This window comes from Haemophilus sp. SZY H8, assembly GCF_018829755.1.
Taxonomy (GTDB): Bacteria; Pseudomonadota; Gammaproteobacteria; order Enterobacterales; family Pasteurellaceae; genus Haemophilus; species Haemophilus haemolyticus_K.
The window spans coordinates 15,810-31,755 of record NZ_JAHKJY010000006.1; the positions used below are offsets into that span (position 1 = coordinate 15,810).

General features: G+C 39.9%; 17 protein-coding genes. 7 read left to right on the forward strand and 10 right to left on the reverse strand.

Going from position 1 to position 15,946, the window contains the following annotated elements:
* Positions 1-49: 49 nt before the first annotated feature.
* Positions 50-472 carry a ribonuclease E inhibitor RraB gene (rraB, locus tag KKW16_RS08245; protein WP_005638439.1) on the reverse strand — a complete coding sequence of 141 codons (423 nt, stop codon included), beginning with the start codon at positions 470-472 and terminating at the stop codon, positions 50-52.
* 107 nt (positions 473-579) lie between these two features.
* Between rraB and truD the strand changes: the two genes are divergently transcribed.
* The 6 genes from truD to tusA all read left to right on the forward strand — a co-directional run bounded on the left by truD (position 580) and on the right by tusA (position 4,795).
* Positions 580-1,599 carry a tRNA pseudouridine(13) synthase TruD gene (gene truD / locus KKW16_RS08250; protein WP_048953109.1) on the forward strand — a complete coding sequence of 340 codons (1,020 nt, stop codon included), beginning with the start codon at positions 580-582 and terminating at the stop codon, positions 1,597-1,599.
* Positions 1,600-1,608: 9 nt separating this feature from the next.
* Positions 1,609-2,349, forward strand: coding sequence for a 5'/3'-nucleotidase SurE (surE, locus tag KKW16_RS08255; RefSeq protein WP_048953108.1), 741 nt, complete (start codon positions 1,609-1,611; stop codon positions 2,347-2,349).
* A gap of 29 nt (positions 2,350-2,378) precedes the next feature.
* Positions 2,379-2,957 (forward strand): YqaA family protein, encoded by a 579-nt coding sequence (locus KKW16_RS08260; protein WP_048953107.1) that lies wholly within the window; start codon positions 2,379-2,381, stop codon positions 2,955-2,957.
* Between the two features lie 8 nt (positions 2,958-2,965).
* A complete protein-coding gene (locus KKW16_RS08265; RefSeq protein WP_048953106.1) occupies positions 2,966-3,151 on the forward strand; it encodes a hypothetical protein in 186 nt (61 codons plus the stop codon).
* A gap of 23 nt (positions 3,152-3,174) precedes the next feature.
* Positions 3,175-4,488, forward strand: coding sequence for a murein hydrolase activator NlpD (nlpD, locus tag KKW16_RS08270; RefSeq protein ID WP_048953105.1), 1,314 nt, complete (start codon positions 3,175-3,177; stop codon positions 4,486-4,488).
* Positions 4,489-4,555: 67 nt separating this feature from the next.
* Positions 4,556-4,795 (forward strand): sulfurtransferase TusA, encoded by a 240-nt coding sequence (tusA, locus tag KKW16_RS08275; RefSeq protein WP_048953104.1) that lies wholly within the window; start codon positions 4,556-4,558, stop codon positions 4,793-4,795.
* Between the two features lie 45 nt (positions 4,796-4,840).
* Here the strand turns inward: tusA and htpX are convergent, their stop codons facing one another.
* From htpX to KKW16_RS08290, 3 genes are all read right to left on the reverse strand, one after another.
* On the reverse strand, positions 4,841-5,695 hold the full coding sequence (gene htpX, locus KKW16_RS08280; protein ID WP_164994248.1) for a protease HtpX: 855 nt from the start codon (positions 5,693-5,695) through the stop codon (positions 4,841-4,843).
* Positions 5,696-5,842: 147 nt separating this feature from the next.
* Complete coding sequence (locus KKW16_RS08285) at positions 5,843-6,232, reverse strand: RidA family protein (protein ID WP_048953102.1); 390 nt, start codon at positions 6,230-6,232, stop codon at positions 5,843-5,845.
* A gap of 50 nt (positions 6,233-6,282) precedes the next feature.
* Positions 6,283-7,026: an MlaA family lipoprotein gene (locus KKW16_RS08290; RefSeq protein WP_048953101.1), complete on the reverse strand. Its 744-nt coding sequence runs from the start codon at positions 7,024-7,026 to the stop codon at positions 6,283-6,285.
* 172 nt (positions 7,027-7,198) lie between these two features.
* On the opposite strand from KKW16_RS08290, the gene KKW16_RS08295 reads away from it, so the two are divergent.
* A complete protein-coding gene (locus tag KKW16_RS08295) occupies positions 7,199-9,121 on the forward strand; it encodes an ABC transporter ATP-binding protein (RefSeq protein ID WP_048953123.1) in 1,923 nt (640 codons plus the stop codon).
* A 43-nt stretch (positions 9,122-9,164) separates the two neighbouring features.
* Here the strand turns inward: KKW16_RS08295 and KKW16_RS08300 are convergent, their stop codons facing one another.
* The 6 genes from KKW16_RS08300 to glpT form a co-directional block, all read right to left on the reverse strand.
* Positions 9,165-9,839, reverse strand: a complete 675-nt coding sequence (locus KKW16_RS08300) for a phosphoglycolate phosphatase (RefSeq protein WP_048953100.1) — start codon at positions 9,837-9,839, stop codon at positions 9,165-9,167.
* 21 nt (positions 9,840-9,860) lie between these two features.
* The gene (gene rpe / locus KKW16_RS08305) at positions 9,861-10,538 is read right to left on the reverse strand and encodes a ribulose-phosphate 3-epimerase (protein ID WP_048953099.1); all 678 of its coding nucleotides are present in this window, start codon (positions 10,536-10,538) and stop codon (positions 9,861-9,863) included.
* A 124-nt stretch (positions 10,539-10,662) separates the two neighbouring features.
* Complete coding sequence (gene glpK, locus KKW16_RS08310) at positions 10,663-12,174, reverse strand: glycerol kinase GlpK (protein ID WP_005635293.1); 1,512 nt, start codon at positions 12,172-12,174, stop codon at positions 10,663-10,665.
* Positions 12,175-12,194: 20 nt separating this feature from the next.
* Complete coding sequence (locus tag KKW16_RS08315; RefSeq protein WP_048953098.1) at positions 12,195-12,989, reverse strand: MIP/aquaporin family protein; 795 nt, start codon at positions 12,987-12,989, stop codon at positions 12,195-12,197.
* A 231-nt stretch (positions 12,990-13,220) separates the two neighbouring features.
* Positions 13,221-14,315: a glycerophosphodiester phosphodiesterase gene (glpQ, locus tag KKW16_RS08320; protein ID WP_118777512.1), complete on the reverse strand. Its 1,095-nt coding sequence runs from the start codon at positions 14,313-14,315 to the stop codon at positions 13,221-13,223.
* A gap of 103 nt (positions 14,316-14,418) precedes the next feature.
* Positions 14,419-15,861, reverse strand: coding sequence for a glycerol-3-phosphate transporter (gene glpT / locus KKW16_RS08325; RefSeq protein ID WP_046939923.1), 1,443 nt, complete (start codon positions 15,859-15,861; stop codon positions 14,419-14,421).
* Positions 15,862-15,946 lie beyond the last annotated feature (85 nt).

The window sequence follows — 15,946 nt, forward strand, 5'->3', positions numbered from 1 at the left end:
AACTCCTAAAAAAATAACCGCACTTATCAAGTGCGGTTAAAAAGAATGATTAATGCACACGAGGCTCTTCGACATCCTCGTCATCAAAAAATTCCCCATCATCACCGTATTCATCGTCATCAGCATTCGGGTCTTCAAAATAGGTGCCCCAACCATCATAAATGCCTTTATGTTTTTCTAATAACGGAAGAATTTCTTTTTGTTGCGCATCAATAATTTCCGCTTTTAATTCTACTTCACTGATAATGTCAAAACAAAAAATTGGTTTGCCATCATCATCTTCAAATTCTTCTGCTTCGGAAACTTCATAACCGGCTTTAAAAGCATCTACGGCGATTTTTTCTAATAAATCAAAATCGTGATGAGCAATGTGATGCTCAATAATGTAAAGCGCATCCGGGTCACTACCATCGTTAAGTAAATCAGCGATAATTTCACGGGTTTCTGCTTGTAATTCAGCCAATTTTGACATAATAAAATCCTTCAACAAGAACAAAAGTGCGGTTATTTTAGTGGATAAATCACTAAAAGTCGCATAAAATTTCGTGCAATTGTTTTCTATAAAAAAGAACCCTAACCATGCTCGAACAACTCCCTTATTTGGCATTAAAAACACCGCCAAAAACCACCGCACTTTTAAAGGCTGAATGTGTGGATTTTATTGTAAAAGAGCATTTAGGCTATGAAATGTCAGGCGAAGGTGAGTTTGTTGCGTTGTATGTACGTAAAACAGATTGCAACACCTTATTTGTTGGCGAAAAATTAGCTAAATTTGCCGGTGTTTCTGAACGCAATATGGGATATGCGGGGTTGAAAGATCGTCGAGCGGTGACAGAACAATGGTTTTGTTTGCAAATGCCAGGAATGGAAACGCCCGATTTCAGTCAATTTGAATTAGATGGCGTAGAGATTTTAACGGTTACTCGACATAACCGAAAAATTCGCACGGGTAGCCTTGAGGGAAATTATTTCGATATTTTATTGCGCGGTGCGGAAGAATCAGATGAGCTTAAAGCTCGGTTAGATTTTGTGGCAAATTTTGGTTTCCCCAATTATTTTACGGAACAACGTTTTGGTCGAGATGGTCATAACCTCACGCAAGCATTGCGTTGGGCGCAAGGGGAAATCAAGGTAAAAGATCGCAAAAAACGTAGTTTTTATCTTTCCGCCGCGCGCAGTGAAATTTTTAATTTAGTTGTGGCAGCTCGTATTGAAAAGAGCGCAACAAATCAAGTTTTGCCAAATGATATTGTGCAATTATCCGGTTCGCACAGTTGGTTCAAAGCGGATGAAAAAGAAGACTTAAATGCCTTGCAAGTGCGGTTAGAAAATCAAGATATTTTACTCACCGCCCCTTTAATTGGCGAAGATGTGTTGGCCGCAAGTGATATTGAAAATGAAATCGTAAATCAACATTCAGTTTTCGATCCTTTAATGAAACAAGAGAGAATGAAGGCAGCGCGTCGCCCATTATTAATGAAGGCAAAAGCGTTTTCTTGGGCATTTGAGCCTGAAGGATTGCGTTTGAAATTTTATTTGCCTGCGGGCAGTTATGCCACGGCATTAGTTCGTGAGTTAGTAAATTATACAGAAGCATAAGGAAGTACAATGCGAATTTTAGTCAGTAATGATGACGGTTTTCACGCGGAAGGCATTCAAGTTTTAGCAACTGAATTAAGAAAAATTGCAGAAGTTATTGTTGTTGCACCTGATCGTAATCGAAGTGCAGCATCAAGCTCGCTTACATTAGTGGAGCCACTTCGCCCACGCCATTTAGACAATGGCGATTATTGTGTGAATGGTACGCCAGCAGATTGTGTACATTTAGCATTAAACGGATTTTTATCTGGCAAAGTGGATTTAGTGGTATCGGGCATTAATGCGGGTTGTAATATGGGCGATGATACGATTTATTCAGGCACATTAGCAGCAGCTCTTGAAGGGCGTCATTTAGGCTTGCCTGCTATTGCGGTTTCGTTAGATGGTCGTCAACATTATGAAACAGCAGCACGAGTGGTGTGTGATCTCATTCCAAAATTACATCATCAATTATTAAATCCTCGTGAAATTATTAATATTAATGTGCCGGATTTACCTTTTGAAGAATTAAAGGGTTACAAGGTATGTCGCTTGGGTTACCGTGCGTCGTCTGCAGAAGTCATCAAACAAAGGGATCCTAGAGATGAAACCATTTATTGGATTGGCCCTTCAGCATTACCCGAAGATGAAAGCGAGGGAACAGATTTCCATGCGGTGAAAAATGGTTATGTGTCTATCACGCCAATTCAGGTAGATCTTACTGCACATCATTCACTTTCAGCTTTACAAGATTGGTTAGAGCAGGAATAATGGCGCGTTTTACCAAATAGAGAAGAAATATGAAAATTTTCGGCACGATGTACGATAAAACCATGCAATGGTCAACGCACCGTTTTGCGACTTTCTGGCTCTCTTTTGTTAGTTTTATCGAGGCGATATTTTTTCCTATTCCGCCTGATGTGATGTTGATCCCAATGTCTATGTCAAAGCCAAAAAGTGCGGTGAAATTTGCATTTTATACGGCAATTTCTTCTGTCATCGGTGGGGTTATCGGTTATGCAATTGGTTATTATGCAACGGACTGGGTGGAAAACATTGTACAACAATGGGGATATAGTGCGCATTGGGCAAAAGCCATAAATTGGTTTGAGCAATGGGGCGTATTAGTTGTGTTTGTGGCTGGGTTTAGCCCAATTCCTTATAAGGTGTTTACTCTCTGCTCTGGCGTAATGCAAATGGCATTTTTCCCTTTTGCCATCACGGCATTTGTTTCACGTTTAGCGCGTTTCTTGCTGGTGGCAAAATTAGCCGCGTGGGGCGGTGAAAAATTCGCAGCAAAATTGCGAAGATCTATTGAAATTATTGGTTGGTCAGTCGTTGTGCTGGCTGTCATTACTTACTTTATATTGAAAAACTAGGATAAAAAATGAATAAATTAGGTCTTATTTTAATGACTGGATTAGTATTAGCTGGATGTGCATCAGAACAAGTAAAAGATCCAGACGCGTTGCCAAACGGCATCATGCAACCAGTAGAAGGCACAGGTGCTGTTGCTGGCGGTAGCTTTATGCCAGAAATTCAAAAAAACACAATGCCAGCGCAAACGAAATAATAGAGGAACAATAAGGAATTACTATGAAAAAATCATTTCTCTTACTCCCTTTGAGTCTTGTTGTATTATCGGCTTGTACCTCTAATTCTCCCGCTCCAATCAGCAATGCTGATGGCAATCTTTCACCTGGTATCATGCAACCCGTAAATGGTGAAAGTGCGGGTGGTTCTTGGCAACCTGAAATTCAAAAAAACACGGTACCCGCGATGGGTGGCGTACCAACAGGCATGCAAACTCCACAGCCAAATTTCCAACCAACCTATCAACAGCCTACTATGCCAGCGACGCCTGCTCAGCCGGCATTTAAACCTGCACAGCCAGCGTTTCAGCCAGCTCAAAAACCAGTAGCGCCAACACCAGCTCCAGCGCCAGCTGTGCAAACAAAAACCATCACTAAAACTGTTTCTGATTGCGTAGGTTCGCAACATATTAATGTTCCACGCAATCCAAATACCAATGCACCAGATTATAGCCAAATTGAAAAAGGCTCTTACAAAGGCAATACCTATAAAGTGAACAAAGGCGATACCATGTTCTTAATAGCCTACTTGGCGGGGATTGATGTAAAAGAATTAGCTGCATTGAACAACATGACTGAGCCTTATAGTTTGAGTCTAGGACAAACTTTAAAAATCTCTAATTGTGGTACAAAAACCGTGACAACAACGGTTCCTGTAAAACAACCTGCGGCAGCAACGACAACAACTACTGCGGCTGTACCGACAGCACCAGCAGAATCGGTAGTCACCTATACGCCAGGCGCAAACGGTACGCAAATAGGATCAGATGGAACAATCATTGGCCCAATTAAATCTGGTGCAGGTGTAGCGAATAGCGCACCAGCAATGGTACCGGTTGCGACAACACCAGTTGCTCCTGCAACAACGCCATCAGTACCAACTACGCCAGTAGATAACACCAATAGTACACCGATTAATGCCAATGTTGTTGCGCCAATCGCATCGAATGTTGCATGGCAATGGCCGACTTCAGGTAATATTATCCAAGGTTTCTCAGATACTGATGGTGGAAATAAAGGAATTGATATTAGTGGTTCTCGTGGACAGTCTGTAAAAGCAGCTGCATCAGGTCGCGTTGTGTATGCTGGCAATGCTTTACGTGGTTACGGTAATTTAATCATCATCAAACATAATGATGATTTCTTAAGTGCTTATGCGCATAACGACAAAATTCTTGTAACCGATCAACAAGAAGTCAAAGCTGGTCAAGAAATCGCAAAAATGGGTAGCTCCGGTACAAATACTGTGAAACTTCATTTTGAGATTCGTTATAAAGGTAAATCAGTTGATCCTATTCGTTATTTACCAAGACGTTAAGCTAAGTTATATAGGGCGGTAAAAATACTGTGGTTTTTACCGCACATTTTTAATGATAAAAAAGAAAATGTCTGAAATTATTATTACTCAAACTCTTGATACTATGGGGCTTCGTTGCCCAGAACCGGTCATGCTTGTACGTAAAAATATTCGTCATTTAAATGAGGGAGAGGTATTACTTATTATTGCTGATGATCCGGCCACAACACGTGATATTCCTAGTTTTTGTCAATTTATGGATCATACGTTGTTGCAAAGTGAAGTAGGAGCACCGCCATTCAAATATTGGGTGAAGAAAGGAAAATAAAAAAATCGGTCATCATGAAAGGGTGACCGATTTTTTATCTATTTTTTAAAGATTACGTAATGCTTCAATGCGTTTTTCAAGCGGTGGATGACTCATAAAGAGTTCACTACGTTTACCGTTAATCATGAAAGCATTGAGTGAGCCTTCAAGGTTTTGTGGTTCATGTAATTGTTGTAAACGCTGTAATGCCATAATCATTTTTTCTTTGCCGACAAGGCTTGCAGAACCCGCATCGGCTCGAAATTCACGATAACGTGAGAACCACATTGCAATAATGCTGGCAAGTACGCCAAATACCATCTCTAACACCATTGACACTAAAAAATATAAGCTAGAACTACGCGTTTCCTCACCGTTATTATTACGTGAGCTTGCGACTGCTGTTGCAATAATACGTGATAAGAAAATTACAAAAGTATTTAACACACCTTGTAATAAAGCCATAGTTACCATATCACCATTTGCTATATGAGAAATCTCATGAGCAAGTACGGCTTCCGCTTCGGCTTCTGTCATGTTATTCAATAAGCCAGTACTCACTGCGACTAATGAATTACTTTTTGTTGCACCTGTTGCAAAAGCGTTGACATCTGGTGAATGGTAAATTGCTACTTCTGGCATTGGAATCCCCGCAAGTTGTGCTTGTCGAGCAACGGTGTCCATTAACCAATGTTCTGTTTGGTTACGAGGTTGAGTAATAACTTCGCCATCAACTGAACGCAATGCCATTGTTTTTGACAGAAATAAAGAAATCAAAGATCCGGCAAAACCAAATAGTAAGGCCATAATTAAAATACCACTGGTACTGTTTCCAGCTATACCTGTGACACTTAAAATAATTCCCAACACCAACATAACGGCCATATTGGTAGCAAGGAAAAGAAGAATACGCATCATAATATGTTCTCTCTAAGTTAGGATTAATCTTCCTCTTTTAGTGGGGAAGGGTTATTAAAATTCAAGGTAGAATAGAAATATTTATATAAAAATGCGGTCAGAAACACGCAAGTTTATGACCGCATTTTTGATAATTGGTTGCAGAAGTTATTATTTTCGTATTGCAATGGCTTCAATTTCTAACCCTACATCTTTTGGTAATCGCGCTACTTCTACGCAAGAGCGTGCGGGAAAGTGAGGATGATGATTTTCTTTGAAAAAACGTTCATATTCAGCATTTACTGCTGCGAAGTCATTGAGATCTTTTACAAAAACTGTTGTTTTGACAATATCTGCTACAGTTAAACCTGCTTGTTCAATGATTGCTTTTATATTTTCTAAGGATTGGCGTGCTTGCGCTACGATATCTGTTGGTATATCTCCTGTTGTTGGATTGACAGGAATTTGACCCGATGTAAGTACTAAATTGCCTAAATCAATGGCTTGAACATAAGGGCCAATTGCTGCAGGGGCATGCTCGGTATGAATAATTGTTGTCATGGTTTTCTCCTTGATTGATGAAAGTGCGGAGAAAATTACCGCACTTTTGTTTATTGATCAATTTCTTTTAGCACATCATCAGGAAGTGTCTCTTGATGATCTTCAGATTTTCCATTACTGACCTTGAATTGAAGATTTTGGTAATAAGCCTCGCGAAATGTTACGTATGGATCTTGGGCTTGACGTAATAGCTCTGCGTTATCGAGATTTTTAGCACGGGTATCTACAGCTTGAACACCATATTTAACGAGGGACCATGGCCCGCCTATCCATTCCCAGAAAGGATACATATAAGCGGCATCTACTACGGCACCAGTTAATTGGCGCGGTGTAGTGGCATTATAGATAGGTAAAACAATATATGTGCCAGCATCAACGCCATAGCTTCCAAGTGTTTCACCAAATCCGCGTTGGTGATCAATGCGTAATTCTTTACTTGCACTCGCAAAATCAACAAAACCACCTAAACCAAATATAGTGTTGATCCAAAAACGGTTAAAATGTACAAAGGCTTTTTTCGGTTCACCTTCAATTAATCGGTTTACAAAGCTTACAGGCTCATCAAGATTGTTCGCCATACTTGTAAGGCCTGAAGAAACGCGCTTAGGGACGTAATTATTCCAGCCCTTAGCTACAGGTTCAAGAACATAACGATCCATCACATTATAGTTAAACTTCCACATTGTTCTATTGAACCCTTCAAGGGAGTCATTACGTTCTCCATCAGGTTTATTTGCACATCCTGTTAGTAAGAATGTACCTAAAAGTGCGGCTAAAATTGCTTGTTTTTTCATTCATAATCTCCAGTATAAAATTTGGCTTATTCTACCTAATTTGCCTAGTAACAACAAAATAAATCTGCCGTAAGTAGTTATTTCTTACTGATTGAAATTGATTTTGTAATAAGTTTTGCATATTGAACATAATGTTGCAAAATAAGCAAAAATTAAGATGTGTTTTAGAAAAATGATTGTATTTAATAATATTTCCTTAAAGCGTGGACAAACGGAATTACTCGACAATGCGGTAGCTACGATTACCCCTAAACAAAAAGTTGGTTTAGTGGGTAAAAATGGTTGTGGTAAATCCTCTCTTTTGGCGTTGTTAAAAAAAGAACTTCAGCCAGAAGGCGGAGATGTGACTTATCCATCAAATTGGGCGGTATCTTGGGTGAATCAAGAAACGCCTGCACTGGATGTTTCTGCAATTGATTATGTAATTCAAGGTGATCGAGAATATTGCCGCTTACAGCAAGAATTAGCTTGGGCGAATGAACAAAACGATGGTAATGCGATTGCACGTATTCACGATAGACTTGATGCTATTAATGCGTGGACAATTCGCTCTCGTGCGGAAACACTTTTACATGGTTTGGGCTTTACTCAGGTAGAAACCAGTCATGCTGTGAAATCCTTCTCCGGTGGTTGGCGAATGAGATTGAATTTAGCACAGGCGTTGCTTTGCCCGTCAGATTTATTGTTACTTGATGAGCCGACGAACCACTTAGATTTGGAGGCAGTGATTTGGTTGGAACGTTGGTTAGTGAATTATCAAGGTACATTGGTGCTGATTTCTCACGACCGTGATTTTCTTGATCCGATCGTGAATAAAATTTTGCATATTGAACATCAAAAACTGAATGAATACACCGGTGATTATTCGTCTTTTGAGGTGCAGCGCGCGACTAAACTTGCACAACAGGTTGCGATGTATCGACAGCAACAACAAAAAATTGCTCATTTACAAAACTATATTGATCGCTTTAAGGCAAAAGCGACTAAGGCAAAACAGGCGCAAAGTCGAGTGAAAGCGTTAGAACGAATGGAACTTATTGCACCAGCTTATGCAGATAATCCCTTCACCTTTGCATTTCGTTCCCCTGCTACTTTGCCAAGCCCTTTAGTGATGATTGAACAAGCTAGTGCGGGTTATGGAGAAGGGGAAAGTGTGGTTGAAATTTTGAGTAAAATTAAACTTAATCTTGTGCCAGGTTCACGCATTGGTTTATTGGGGAAAAATGGTGCAGGTAAATCAACTTTGATTAAACTTTTAGCTGGAGAGCTGACCGCACTTTCAGGCAATGTTCAACTTGCTAAAGGTGTACAGCTTGGTTATTTTGCTCAACATCAGTTGGATACGCTTCGTGCGGAAGAATCTGCGCTTTGGCATATGCAAAAAATCGCACCAGAACAAACTGAACAACAGGTACGTGATTATCTTGGTAGTTTTGCTTTTCACGGAGATAAAGTGAATCAAGCGGTGAAGTCCTTTTCCGGTGGTGAAAAAGCGAGATTAGTTTTAGCATTAATTGTATGGCAACGCCCAAATTTGCTGTTATTGGATGAGCCAACTAACCACTTGGATTTAGATATGCGCCAAGCTTTAACAGAAGCCTTGGTTGATTACGAAGGTTCGCTAGTTGTTGTCTCTCACGATCGTCATTTACTACGTAATACGGTAGAAGAATTTTATTTAGTACATGATAAACAAGTGGAAGAATTTAAGGGGGACTTAGACGATTATCAGAAATGGTTAACCGAACAAAATAGTCAATTGATATCCAAATCTAATGATGAAATTGAAGCTACAGAAAATGCTACTTCTAACCAAAATCGTAAAGAACAAAAACGCCGTGAGGCGGAATTACGTCAACAAACCGCACCATTTCGTAAAAAAATTGTTCAGTTGGAAGACAAAATGGATAAGTACTCTCAACAACTTGTAGAGATCGAAAATCAGCTGTCGGATTCAGAGCTTTATAATGCAGAAAATAAAGAAAAATTAACCGCACTTTTGAATGAACAAGTGACAGTGAAAAAGTCGTTAGAAATAGTGGAAGCAGATTGGATGATTGCGCAGGAAACGTTGGAAGGAATGTTGAATCTTTAGATTGAGTTAGGGCGGAAAACTGCCGCCCTATTTTAAAGATATCTTACAAAATTGTTAGTAACTGAGAAAAATCATCGAATACCCAATCTGGGTTGGAATCGCTAATAGGCATATTATAGTTATACCCATAGGTTAATCCGACAGCGGGGCAACCTGCTGCGTGTGCAGCAAGAATATCATTTTTAGAATCACCAACAAAAAGTATTTGGCGTGGTTCAACACCGAATTTCCCACATAAATAATAAAGTGGCCCTGGATGGGGTTTGATTGCAGGTAGTGATTGTCCACCAAGCATTTCGCTAAATAAATGATCAATACTAAATGCGGACAACACAGGTTGAACATGACGTGTTGGCTTATTTGTTACGACTGCAAGCGTATAGCCTTTTTCTTTTAAATTTTCTAAAGTTTCCTTCACATTGGGATATAAACGGCTGATATTGCATAAATTTTCACCGTAGTAAAAATTAAACCGCGCTTTTACTTTTTCAATCTCAGACACTGTTAATTCTCGACCGCTTTGAGCACAAGCCCAATCTAATGCTCGGGCAATTAAGACAGGTGCACCGTTGCCAATCCAAGTGAGTACTAATTCTTCGGATGCTTGAGGTAAGCTAAATTCAGTTAATGCAGAGTTTACTGATAAGGCTAAATCTGGCAGGCTATTTACTAAGGTTCCGTCTAAATCAAATCCAATAAGTTTAAATTGTGTATTCATTTGTTATCTCTTCTAAAAATATTATTGGGCTTTCATATTTGATAATTGTGTACGCATTTGATCTATTACTTGTCTATAATCGGATTTTCCAAAAATGGCTGAGCCCGCCACAAACATATCAGCACCTGCAGCAGCAATTTCTGCAATATTATCGACTTTAACACCACCATCAACTTCGAGACGAATATCATAGCCACTGTTATCAATAATTTTACGTGCTTGTTGAAGTTTTTGTAAGGTTGCAGGAATAAAGGATTGACCACCAAAACCTGGGTTTACTGACATTAATAATACAATGTCAATTTTGTCTAACACATAATCTAAATAACTTAGTGGTGTTGCGGGGTTAAAAACTAAACCAGATTTACAACCGTGATCACGAATGAGTTGTAAAGTGCGGTCAATATGTTCGCTAGATTCTGGATGAAATGTAATATAGTTTGCCCCAGCTTTGGCAAAGTCAGGAATAATTCTATCCACAGGTTTTACCATTAAATGTACATCAATTGGCGCGGTAATCCCATAATCCCGTAAGGACTGGCATACTGCGGGGCCAAAAGTGAGATTAGGCACATAATGGTTATCCATCACATCGAAATGAATGACATCTGCGCCAGCATTAAGCACACGTTGTACATCATCTCCAAGTCGAGCAAGATCGGCAGACAGAATAGAGGGGGCAATGAGATAAGGTTTCATGATGATTCTCCATTGAGAAAATAATATCTTTAGTTTACTGATTTGAGATAAAAAAACCAATAAAAAACGACCGCACTTACGATCGTTTTGAAGTAATGAACATTTGAAAATAGGCAATAAAAAATTATTCTTCATCCTCTTTTGCCCATTCTAATGAGCGTTTAACGGCTTTTTTCCAGCCTTTGTAGCGACGTTCGCGTTTTTCATTGTCGCTGTCTGGGCTGAAAGTGCGTTCTACACGGGCTTTATCACGAAGCTCGTCTAAATCTTTCCAGAAGCCTGTTGCTAAACCTGCAAGGTAAGCGGCGCCTAGCGCAGTCACTTCTTTTACAACTGGGCGCTCAACATTTACATCTAAAATATCAGCTTGGAATTGCATTAAGAAGTTATTGTTGGTCGCGCCACCATCTACACGGAGGTATTGTAAGCGTTCACCTGAATCTGATTGCATAGCCTCTAAGACATCGCGGGTTTGGTAAGCAATAGATTCTAATGTTGCACGAACAATATGATTACGGTTTGCACCGCGAGAAAGGCCAAAAATTGCACCGCGCGCATATGGATCCCAATATGGTGCACCTAACCCAGTGAAAGCTGGAACAACATATACGCCATTACTATCAGTTACTTTTTGTGCAAAGTATTCAGAGTCAAAACTATCGTGAACAATTTTGAGTTCATCACGGAGCCATTGGATTGATGCACCCGCGATAAATACTGAACCTTCTAAGGCATATTCTGGTTCGCCTTTTGCATTACAAGCAATGGTTGTGAGAAGTCCATTTTTGGATGTAATAGCTTTGTTACCTGTGTGGAGCAACATAAAGCAACCTGTGCCGTAAGTGTTTTTGGCTTGGCCTGCATGTACGCAAAGATGTCCGTAAAGTGCAGCTTGTTGGTCACCTGCAATCCCTGCAACAGGAATACGAACACCGCCTTTACCACCGATATTGGTTTGGCCGTAAATTTCAGAAGAGTTGCGTACTTCAGGTAACATTGAACGTGGAATATTCAAGATTTCAAGCATCTTGTCGTCCCATTGTTTGGTATGAATGTTGAATAACATGGTACGAGATGCATTGGTGTAATCGGTTACGTGCACTCGGCCTTGAGTCAGTTTCCATACAAGCCAAGTATCAACGGTACCAAATAATAATTCGCCTCGTTCTGCTTTTTCTCGAGCACCTTCAACATTATCCAAAATCCATTTCACTTTTGTACCAGAGAAGTAAGGGTCAACCACTAAGCCTGTGGTATTGCGAATGTATTCTTCATGACCATCGGCTTTTAATTTATCGGTAATGTCTGCAGTACGGCGACATTGCCATACGATAGCGTTATAAACAGGCGTACCAGTTGCTTTTTCCCATACAATGGTGGTTTCACGTTGGTTGGTGATACCGATAGCAGCAATTTCATCAGATGTAATGCCCGCTTTGGCAACGACTTCGTTTAAGGTTGAGCTTTGAGTTGCCCAAATTTCCATAGGGTTATGTTCTACCCAGCCTGCTCGAGGGTAGATTTGGGTAAATTCACGTTGTGCAATTTCAACCACATTCGCATTATGATCTAATAATACTGCGCGAGAGCTTGTTGTGCCTTGGTCTAATGCAATGATGTATTTTTTGTCTGTCATAGTATTACTCCTTCAAATAATTATTCGCAGCCGCAATTACAAGGTAAATTGCCGCCAATTGCTTTTTTGTATAACCATGCACCAGCTAATGCGCCTAAAACGGGTGCAACCATTGGAACGATAAAATAAGGGATTTCGCGTCCGCCAGTTAAAGCGAGTTCGCCCCAGCCAGCGAGATAAGCAAAGAATTTTGGTCCGAAGTCACGTGCTGGATTCATGGCAAAACCTGTTAATGGGCCCATAGCACCGCCGAGAACCGCGATTAATACACCAATTAATAATGGGGCAAGTGGACCACGAGGTACACCGTTACCATCGTCAGTTAATGCCATAATTAATGCCATAAGAATTGCAGTAATCACAAATTCCACAGCAAAGGCGCCACCAACGCTTAAACTTGGATGAGGATAAGTGGAGAATGTCCCCGCAAGGCTCAAACTTTCTTGCGTACCACGAACAATGTTGTGGGCTGTTTCATAATCGATAAAAACATTGCGGTATAAGGCATAAACTAACGCTGCAGCAAAGAATGCGCCGAGCATTTGTGAGATGATGTAAGGAATTACTTTTTTGCCGTCAAAGCAAGCAAATTTCCAAAGGGCAATGGTTACTGCTGGGTTTAAATGTGCGCCAGATAAACCAGCTGTTGCATATACTGCAAGTGCAACGCCCATCCCCCACATAATGCTGATTTCCCACAAGCCAAAACTAGCGCCTGCTACTTTTAGTGCTGCAACGCAGCCCACACCAAAGAAAATCAATAAGGCTGTACCTAAAAACTCGCCGATACAGTTCGCTTTTAATGATTTATCCATAGATCACTCCTTAGAAGTGCGGTTGAAATGAAGGGTGTTTTCCCTAAATAAAAGGGAAGAATAATCTATTAAAAAAGAATACGGAGTGTTTTGAAATAGCCTCCTTATTTGAATTCTAGGTTAGAACACCTAGATTGAGTATGATGTTACTCTGTTAGAGTAGATTTTTGGTTTCTACGATATAGAAACCTATTTAACCGTGGGTATCTTTACCCACGGTTATGAGGGATATTATTTTTTCCCTTTTAAGAACTCCACGCCAGTATCTGGGAAATCAGTAAATACGCCTGTTGCACCTGATTTATTCAATAATGCATCGTACATTTGATTTACGTCTGTGAAGAATTCTGGTAATGCGTCTTTACGCACTGTATATGGATGAAGTTCAACTTTGTATTGAGCAAGCTCTTTTACTAATGGTGTGTATACAATGTTGCCTGGTTTAGATTGTTCTTTATCTACTAACATATACCAACCTGGACCAACACCATCAGCATATTTCACCACTTCTGCCATTGCACCTGGTTTAAACATCCAGTTGTAATCGTAGTTTACCCATTTACCTTTCGCATCTTTTTCTTGCGTTTCTTTCCAATCTGTATAAGCCACTAATTGAACTAATTTCAAATCCATGCCCATTTTTGGAAGTAATTCTGTTTTGATACGTTTTAACTCATTAAAGTCGAAAGTTTGTAAGTAAACCATATCAGTTTTCTTATCATAGCCATATTTTTTCAACACTTTGAGCGTTTCAGTGGCAATATCTTTACCATTTTGATGGTGGAACCAAGGTGCCTTGATTTCTGGATAAATCCCTACTTTTTTACCAGTCGATTTTTCTAAGCCTTGGATAAATTCAATTTCATCTTCAAAAGTATGAATTCTGAAGTGTGATTTCCAAAGTGGGAAACGACCAGGATAAACTTGTGCTTGTTTACCATCTTTGGTTTCAAAGTTTTCTGTCATTTCTAAACTTTGAATTTCTTTTAAGGTAAAGTCGATGACATAGTAACGACCATCTTTACGGTGACGATGTGGGAATTTTTTCGCTACATCAGTCAAGCCATCTAAAAAGTGATCGTGAATAACCACTAAACGACCATCTTTAGTCATTGCTAAATCTTGCTCTAAATAATCAGCATGTTGTGCAAACGCAAGTGCTTTAGATTCTAAAGTATGCTCTGGTAAATAACCGCTAGCACCACGGTGAGCAATAATGATTTTGTCTGATTTCATTTGGGTGTTTGCCATGCTTGATGAATGGCTGCTACAACCTGCTAGCACGCCAGCTGCTAATAAAGAAAGCGCTAAAGTTTTAAGTTTCATAAGTATTTTCTCCTTAAGAGTGCGGTAAATTTTTATGGGTTTTTTAGATTTTAGTTACAAAAAAGGCGACTAAGCAATTTGCCTGTCGCCTTTTTTAAGCTAATTATTTAGTACCGTAAGTATCGCCTAATTTAGCCTTATGTTTTCCTTCTTCAACCATTACGATTAAGAGTAATAACACCGCTAATACGCCACCGCCGATCATTACGTAGAAACCACCGTCCCATCCGTAATGTTGAGCAGCCCAACCGATAACTGCAGATGCAGAAACTGTACCACCTAAGTAACCGAATAAACCGGTGAAACCTGCTGCAGTACCTGCTGCTTTTTTTGGTGCTAACTCAAGAGCATGTAAACCGATTAACATTACAGGACCATAGATTAAGAAACCGATTAAAGTCATTAAAATGAAGTCAGTTAATTGGTATGGGTTTTGATACCATGCGCTGTAGTTTGCTAATTCAGCTTCTGGTGTAGCTGGGTTCATCCAGTACGCAACAACCGCTGCAGTGGTTAAGATCATGAAGATGAAACCAGTTAAACCACGTTTACCTTTGAATACTTTATCTGATACCCAACCACATAATAATGTACCTGGAACAGCTGCTAATTCATAGATTGTGTATGCCCATGCGGTACCTTTGATGTTGAAGTGTTTTACTTCACTCAAGTAAACCGGAGACCATTTTAATACGCCGTAGCGGATTAAATATACGAACACGTTAGCAAGTGCGATGTACCATAACAATTTATTTTTTAACACATAAGTTACGAAGATTTCTTTTGTGCTTAAATCATTTTCGTAAGTTTTTTCGTTATAGTCATCAGGGTAGTCATTACGCCATTTTTCGATTGATGGTAACCCGCAAGATTGTGGAGTATCACGCATCACGAAGTAAACAGGAATTGCACAGATCATTGCTGCAATACCCGGATAGTAGAGGGATTGTTGCCAAATGTCTTTTGCTTGTGCTTCAATGCCGTGAGTGCTGAAGAATACGGCACTTGCTAATAACACCATTGCACCTGGCATCATACCACCAATATTGTGCGCAGTATTCCAAATTGACACGATAGTACCGCGTTCAGATTTAGACCACCAGTGCACCATAGTACGACCACATGGAGGCCATCCCATACCTTGGAACCAACCATTTAAGAAGATCATCGCCCACATGATAGCGATGCCAGAGGTTGCCCATGGGAATAGACCCATTAAGGTCATACATAAACCAGATAGTAATAAACCAAATGGTAGGAATACACGTGGGTTAGAACGGTCAGACATACCAGCCATTACGAATTTTGATAAACCGTAAGCAAGGCCAGCTGCAGAACCGATTACACCAAGCTCAGCTTTTGTATAAAGACCAGCTTGAATTAAACCAGGTTGTGCTAAGTCAAAGTTTGCACGCACGAAATAGTATGCGGCATAACCAAAGAAGATCCCTGCGAATACTTGCCAACGTAAGCGTTTATACGTGGAATCAATTTTTTCCGCTGGAAGTTCCGCAATATGCGGAGCGGGTTTGAATGGTCCAAACATAATTTTTTTCTCCAACTTTTAATTATGTGTAAGTTTTATTCACCCTTTATTAGACAGTAAGGGATGGGCGCATGATAAAAGAAAA

Coding starts and splice junctions, on each gene's coding strand:
- rraB (WP_005638439.1), bottom strand. CDS start 472: ATGTCAAAATTGGCTGAATTACAAGCAGAAACCCGTGAAATTATCGCT.
- truD (WP_048953109.1), top strand. CDS start 580: ATGCTCGAACAACTCCCTTATTTGGCATTAAAAACACCGCCAAAAACC.
- surE (WP_048953108.1), top strand. CDS start 1,609: ATGCGAATTTTAGTCAGTAATGATGACGGTTTTCACGCGGAAGGCATT.
- KKW16_RS08260 (WP_048953107.1), top strand. CDS start 2,379: ATGAAAATTTTCGGCACGATGTACGATAAAACCATGCAATGGTCAACG.
- KKW16_RS08265 (WP_048953106.1), top strand. CDS start 2,966: ATGAATAAATTAGGTCTTATTTTAATGACTGGATTAGTATTAGCTGGA.
- nlpD (WP_048953105.1), top strand. CDS start 3,175: ATGAAAAAATCATTTCTCTTACTCCCTTTGAGTCTTGTTGTATTATCG.
- tusA (WP_048953104.1), top strand. CDS start 4,556: ATGTCTGAAATTATTATTACTCAAACTCTTGATACTATGGGGCTTCGT.
- KKW16_RS08285 (WP_048953102.1), bottom strand. CDS start 6,232: ATGACAACAATTATTCATACCGAGCATGCCCCTGCAGCAATTGGCCCT.
- KKW16_RS08290 (WP_048953101.1), bottom strand. CDS start 7,026: ATGAAAAAACAAGCAATTTTAGCCGCACTTTTAGGTACATTCTTACTA.
- KKW16_RS08295 (WP_048953123.1), top strand. CDS start 7,199: ATGATTGTATTTAATAATATTTCCTTAAAGCGTGGACAAACGGAATTA.
- KKW16_RS08300 (WP_048953100.1), bottom strand. CDS start 9,839: ATGAATACACAATTTAAACTTATTGGATTTGATTTAGACGGAACCTTA.
- rpe (WP_048953099.1), bottom strand. CDS start 10,538: ATGAAACCTTATCTCATTGCCCCCTCTATTCTGTCTGCCGATCTTGCT.
- glpK (WP_005635293.1), bottom strand. CDS start 12,174: ATGACAGACAAAAAATACATCATTGCATTAGACCAAGGCACAACAAGC.
- KKW16_RS08315 (WP_048953098.1), bottom strand. CDS start 12,989: ATGGATAAATCATTAAAAGCGAACTGTATCGGCGAGTTTTTAGGTACA.
- glpQ (WP_118777512.1), bottom strand. CDS start 14,315: ATGAAACTTAAAACTTTAGCGCTTTCTTTATTAGCAGCTGGCGTGCTA.
- glpT (WP_046939923.1), bottom strand. CDS start 15,861: ATGTTTGGACCATTCAAACCCGCTCCGCATATTGCGGAACTTCCAGCG.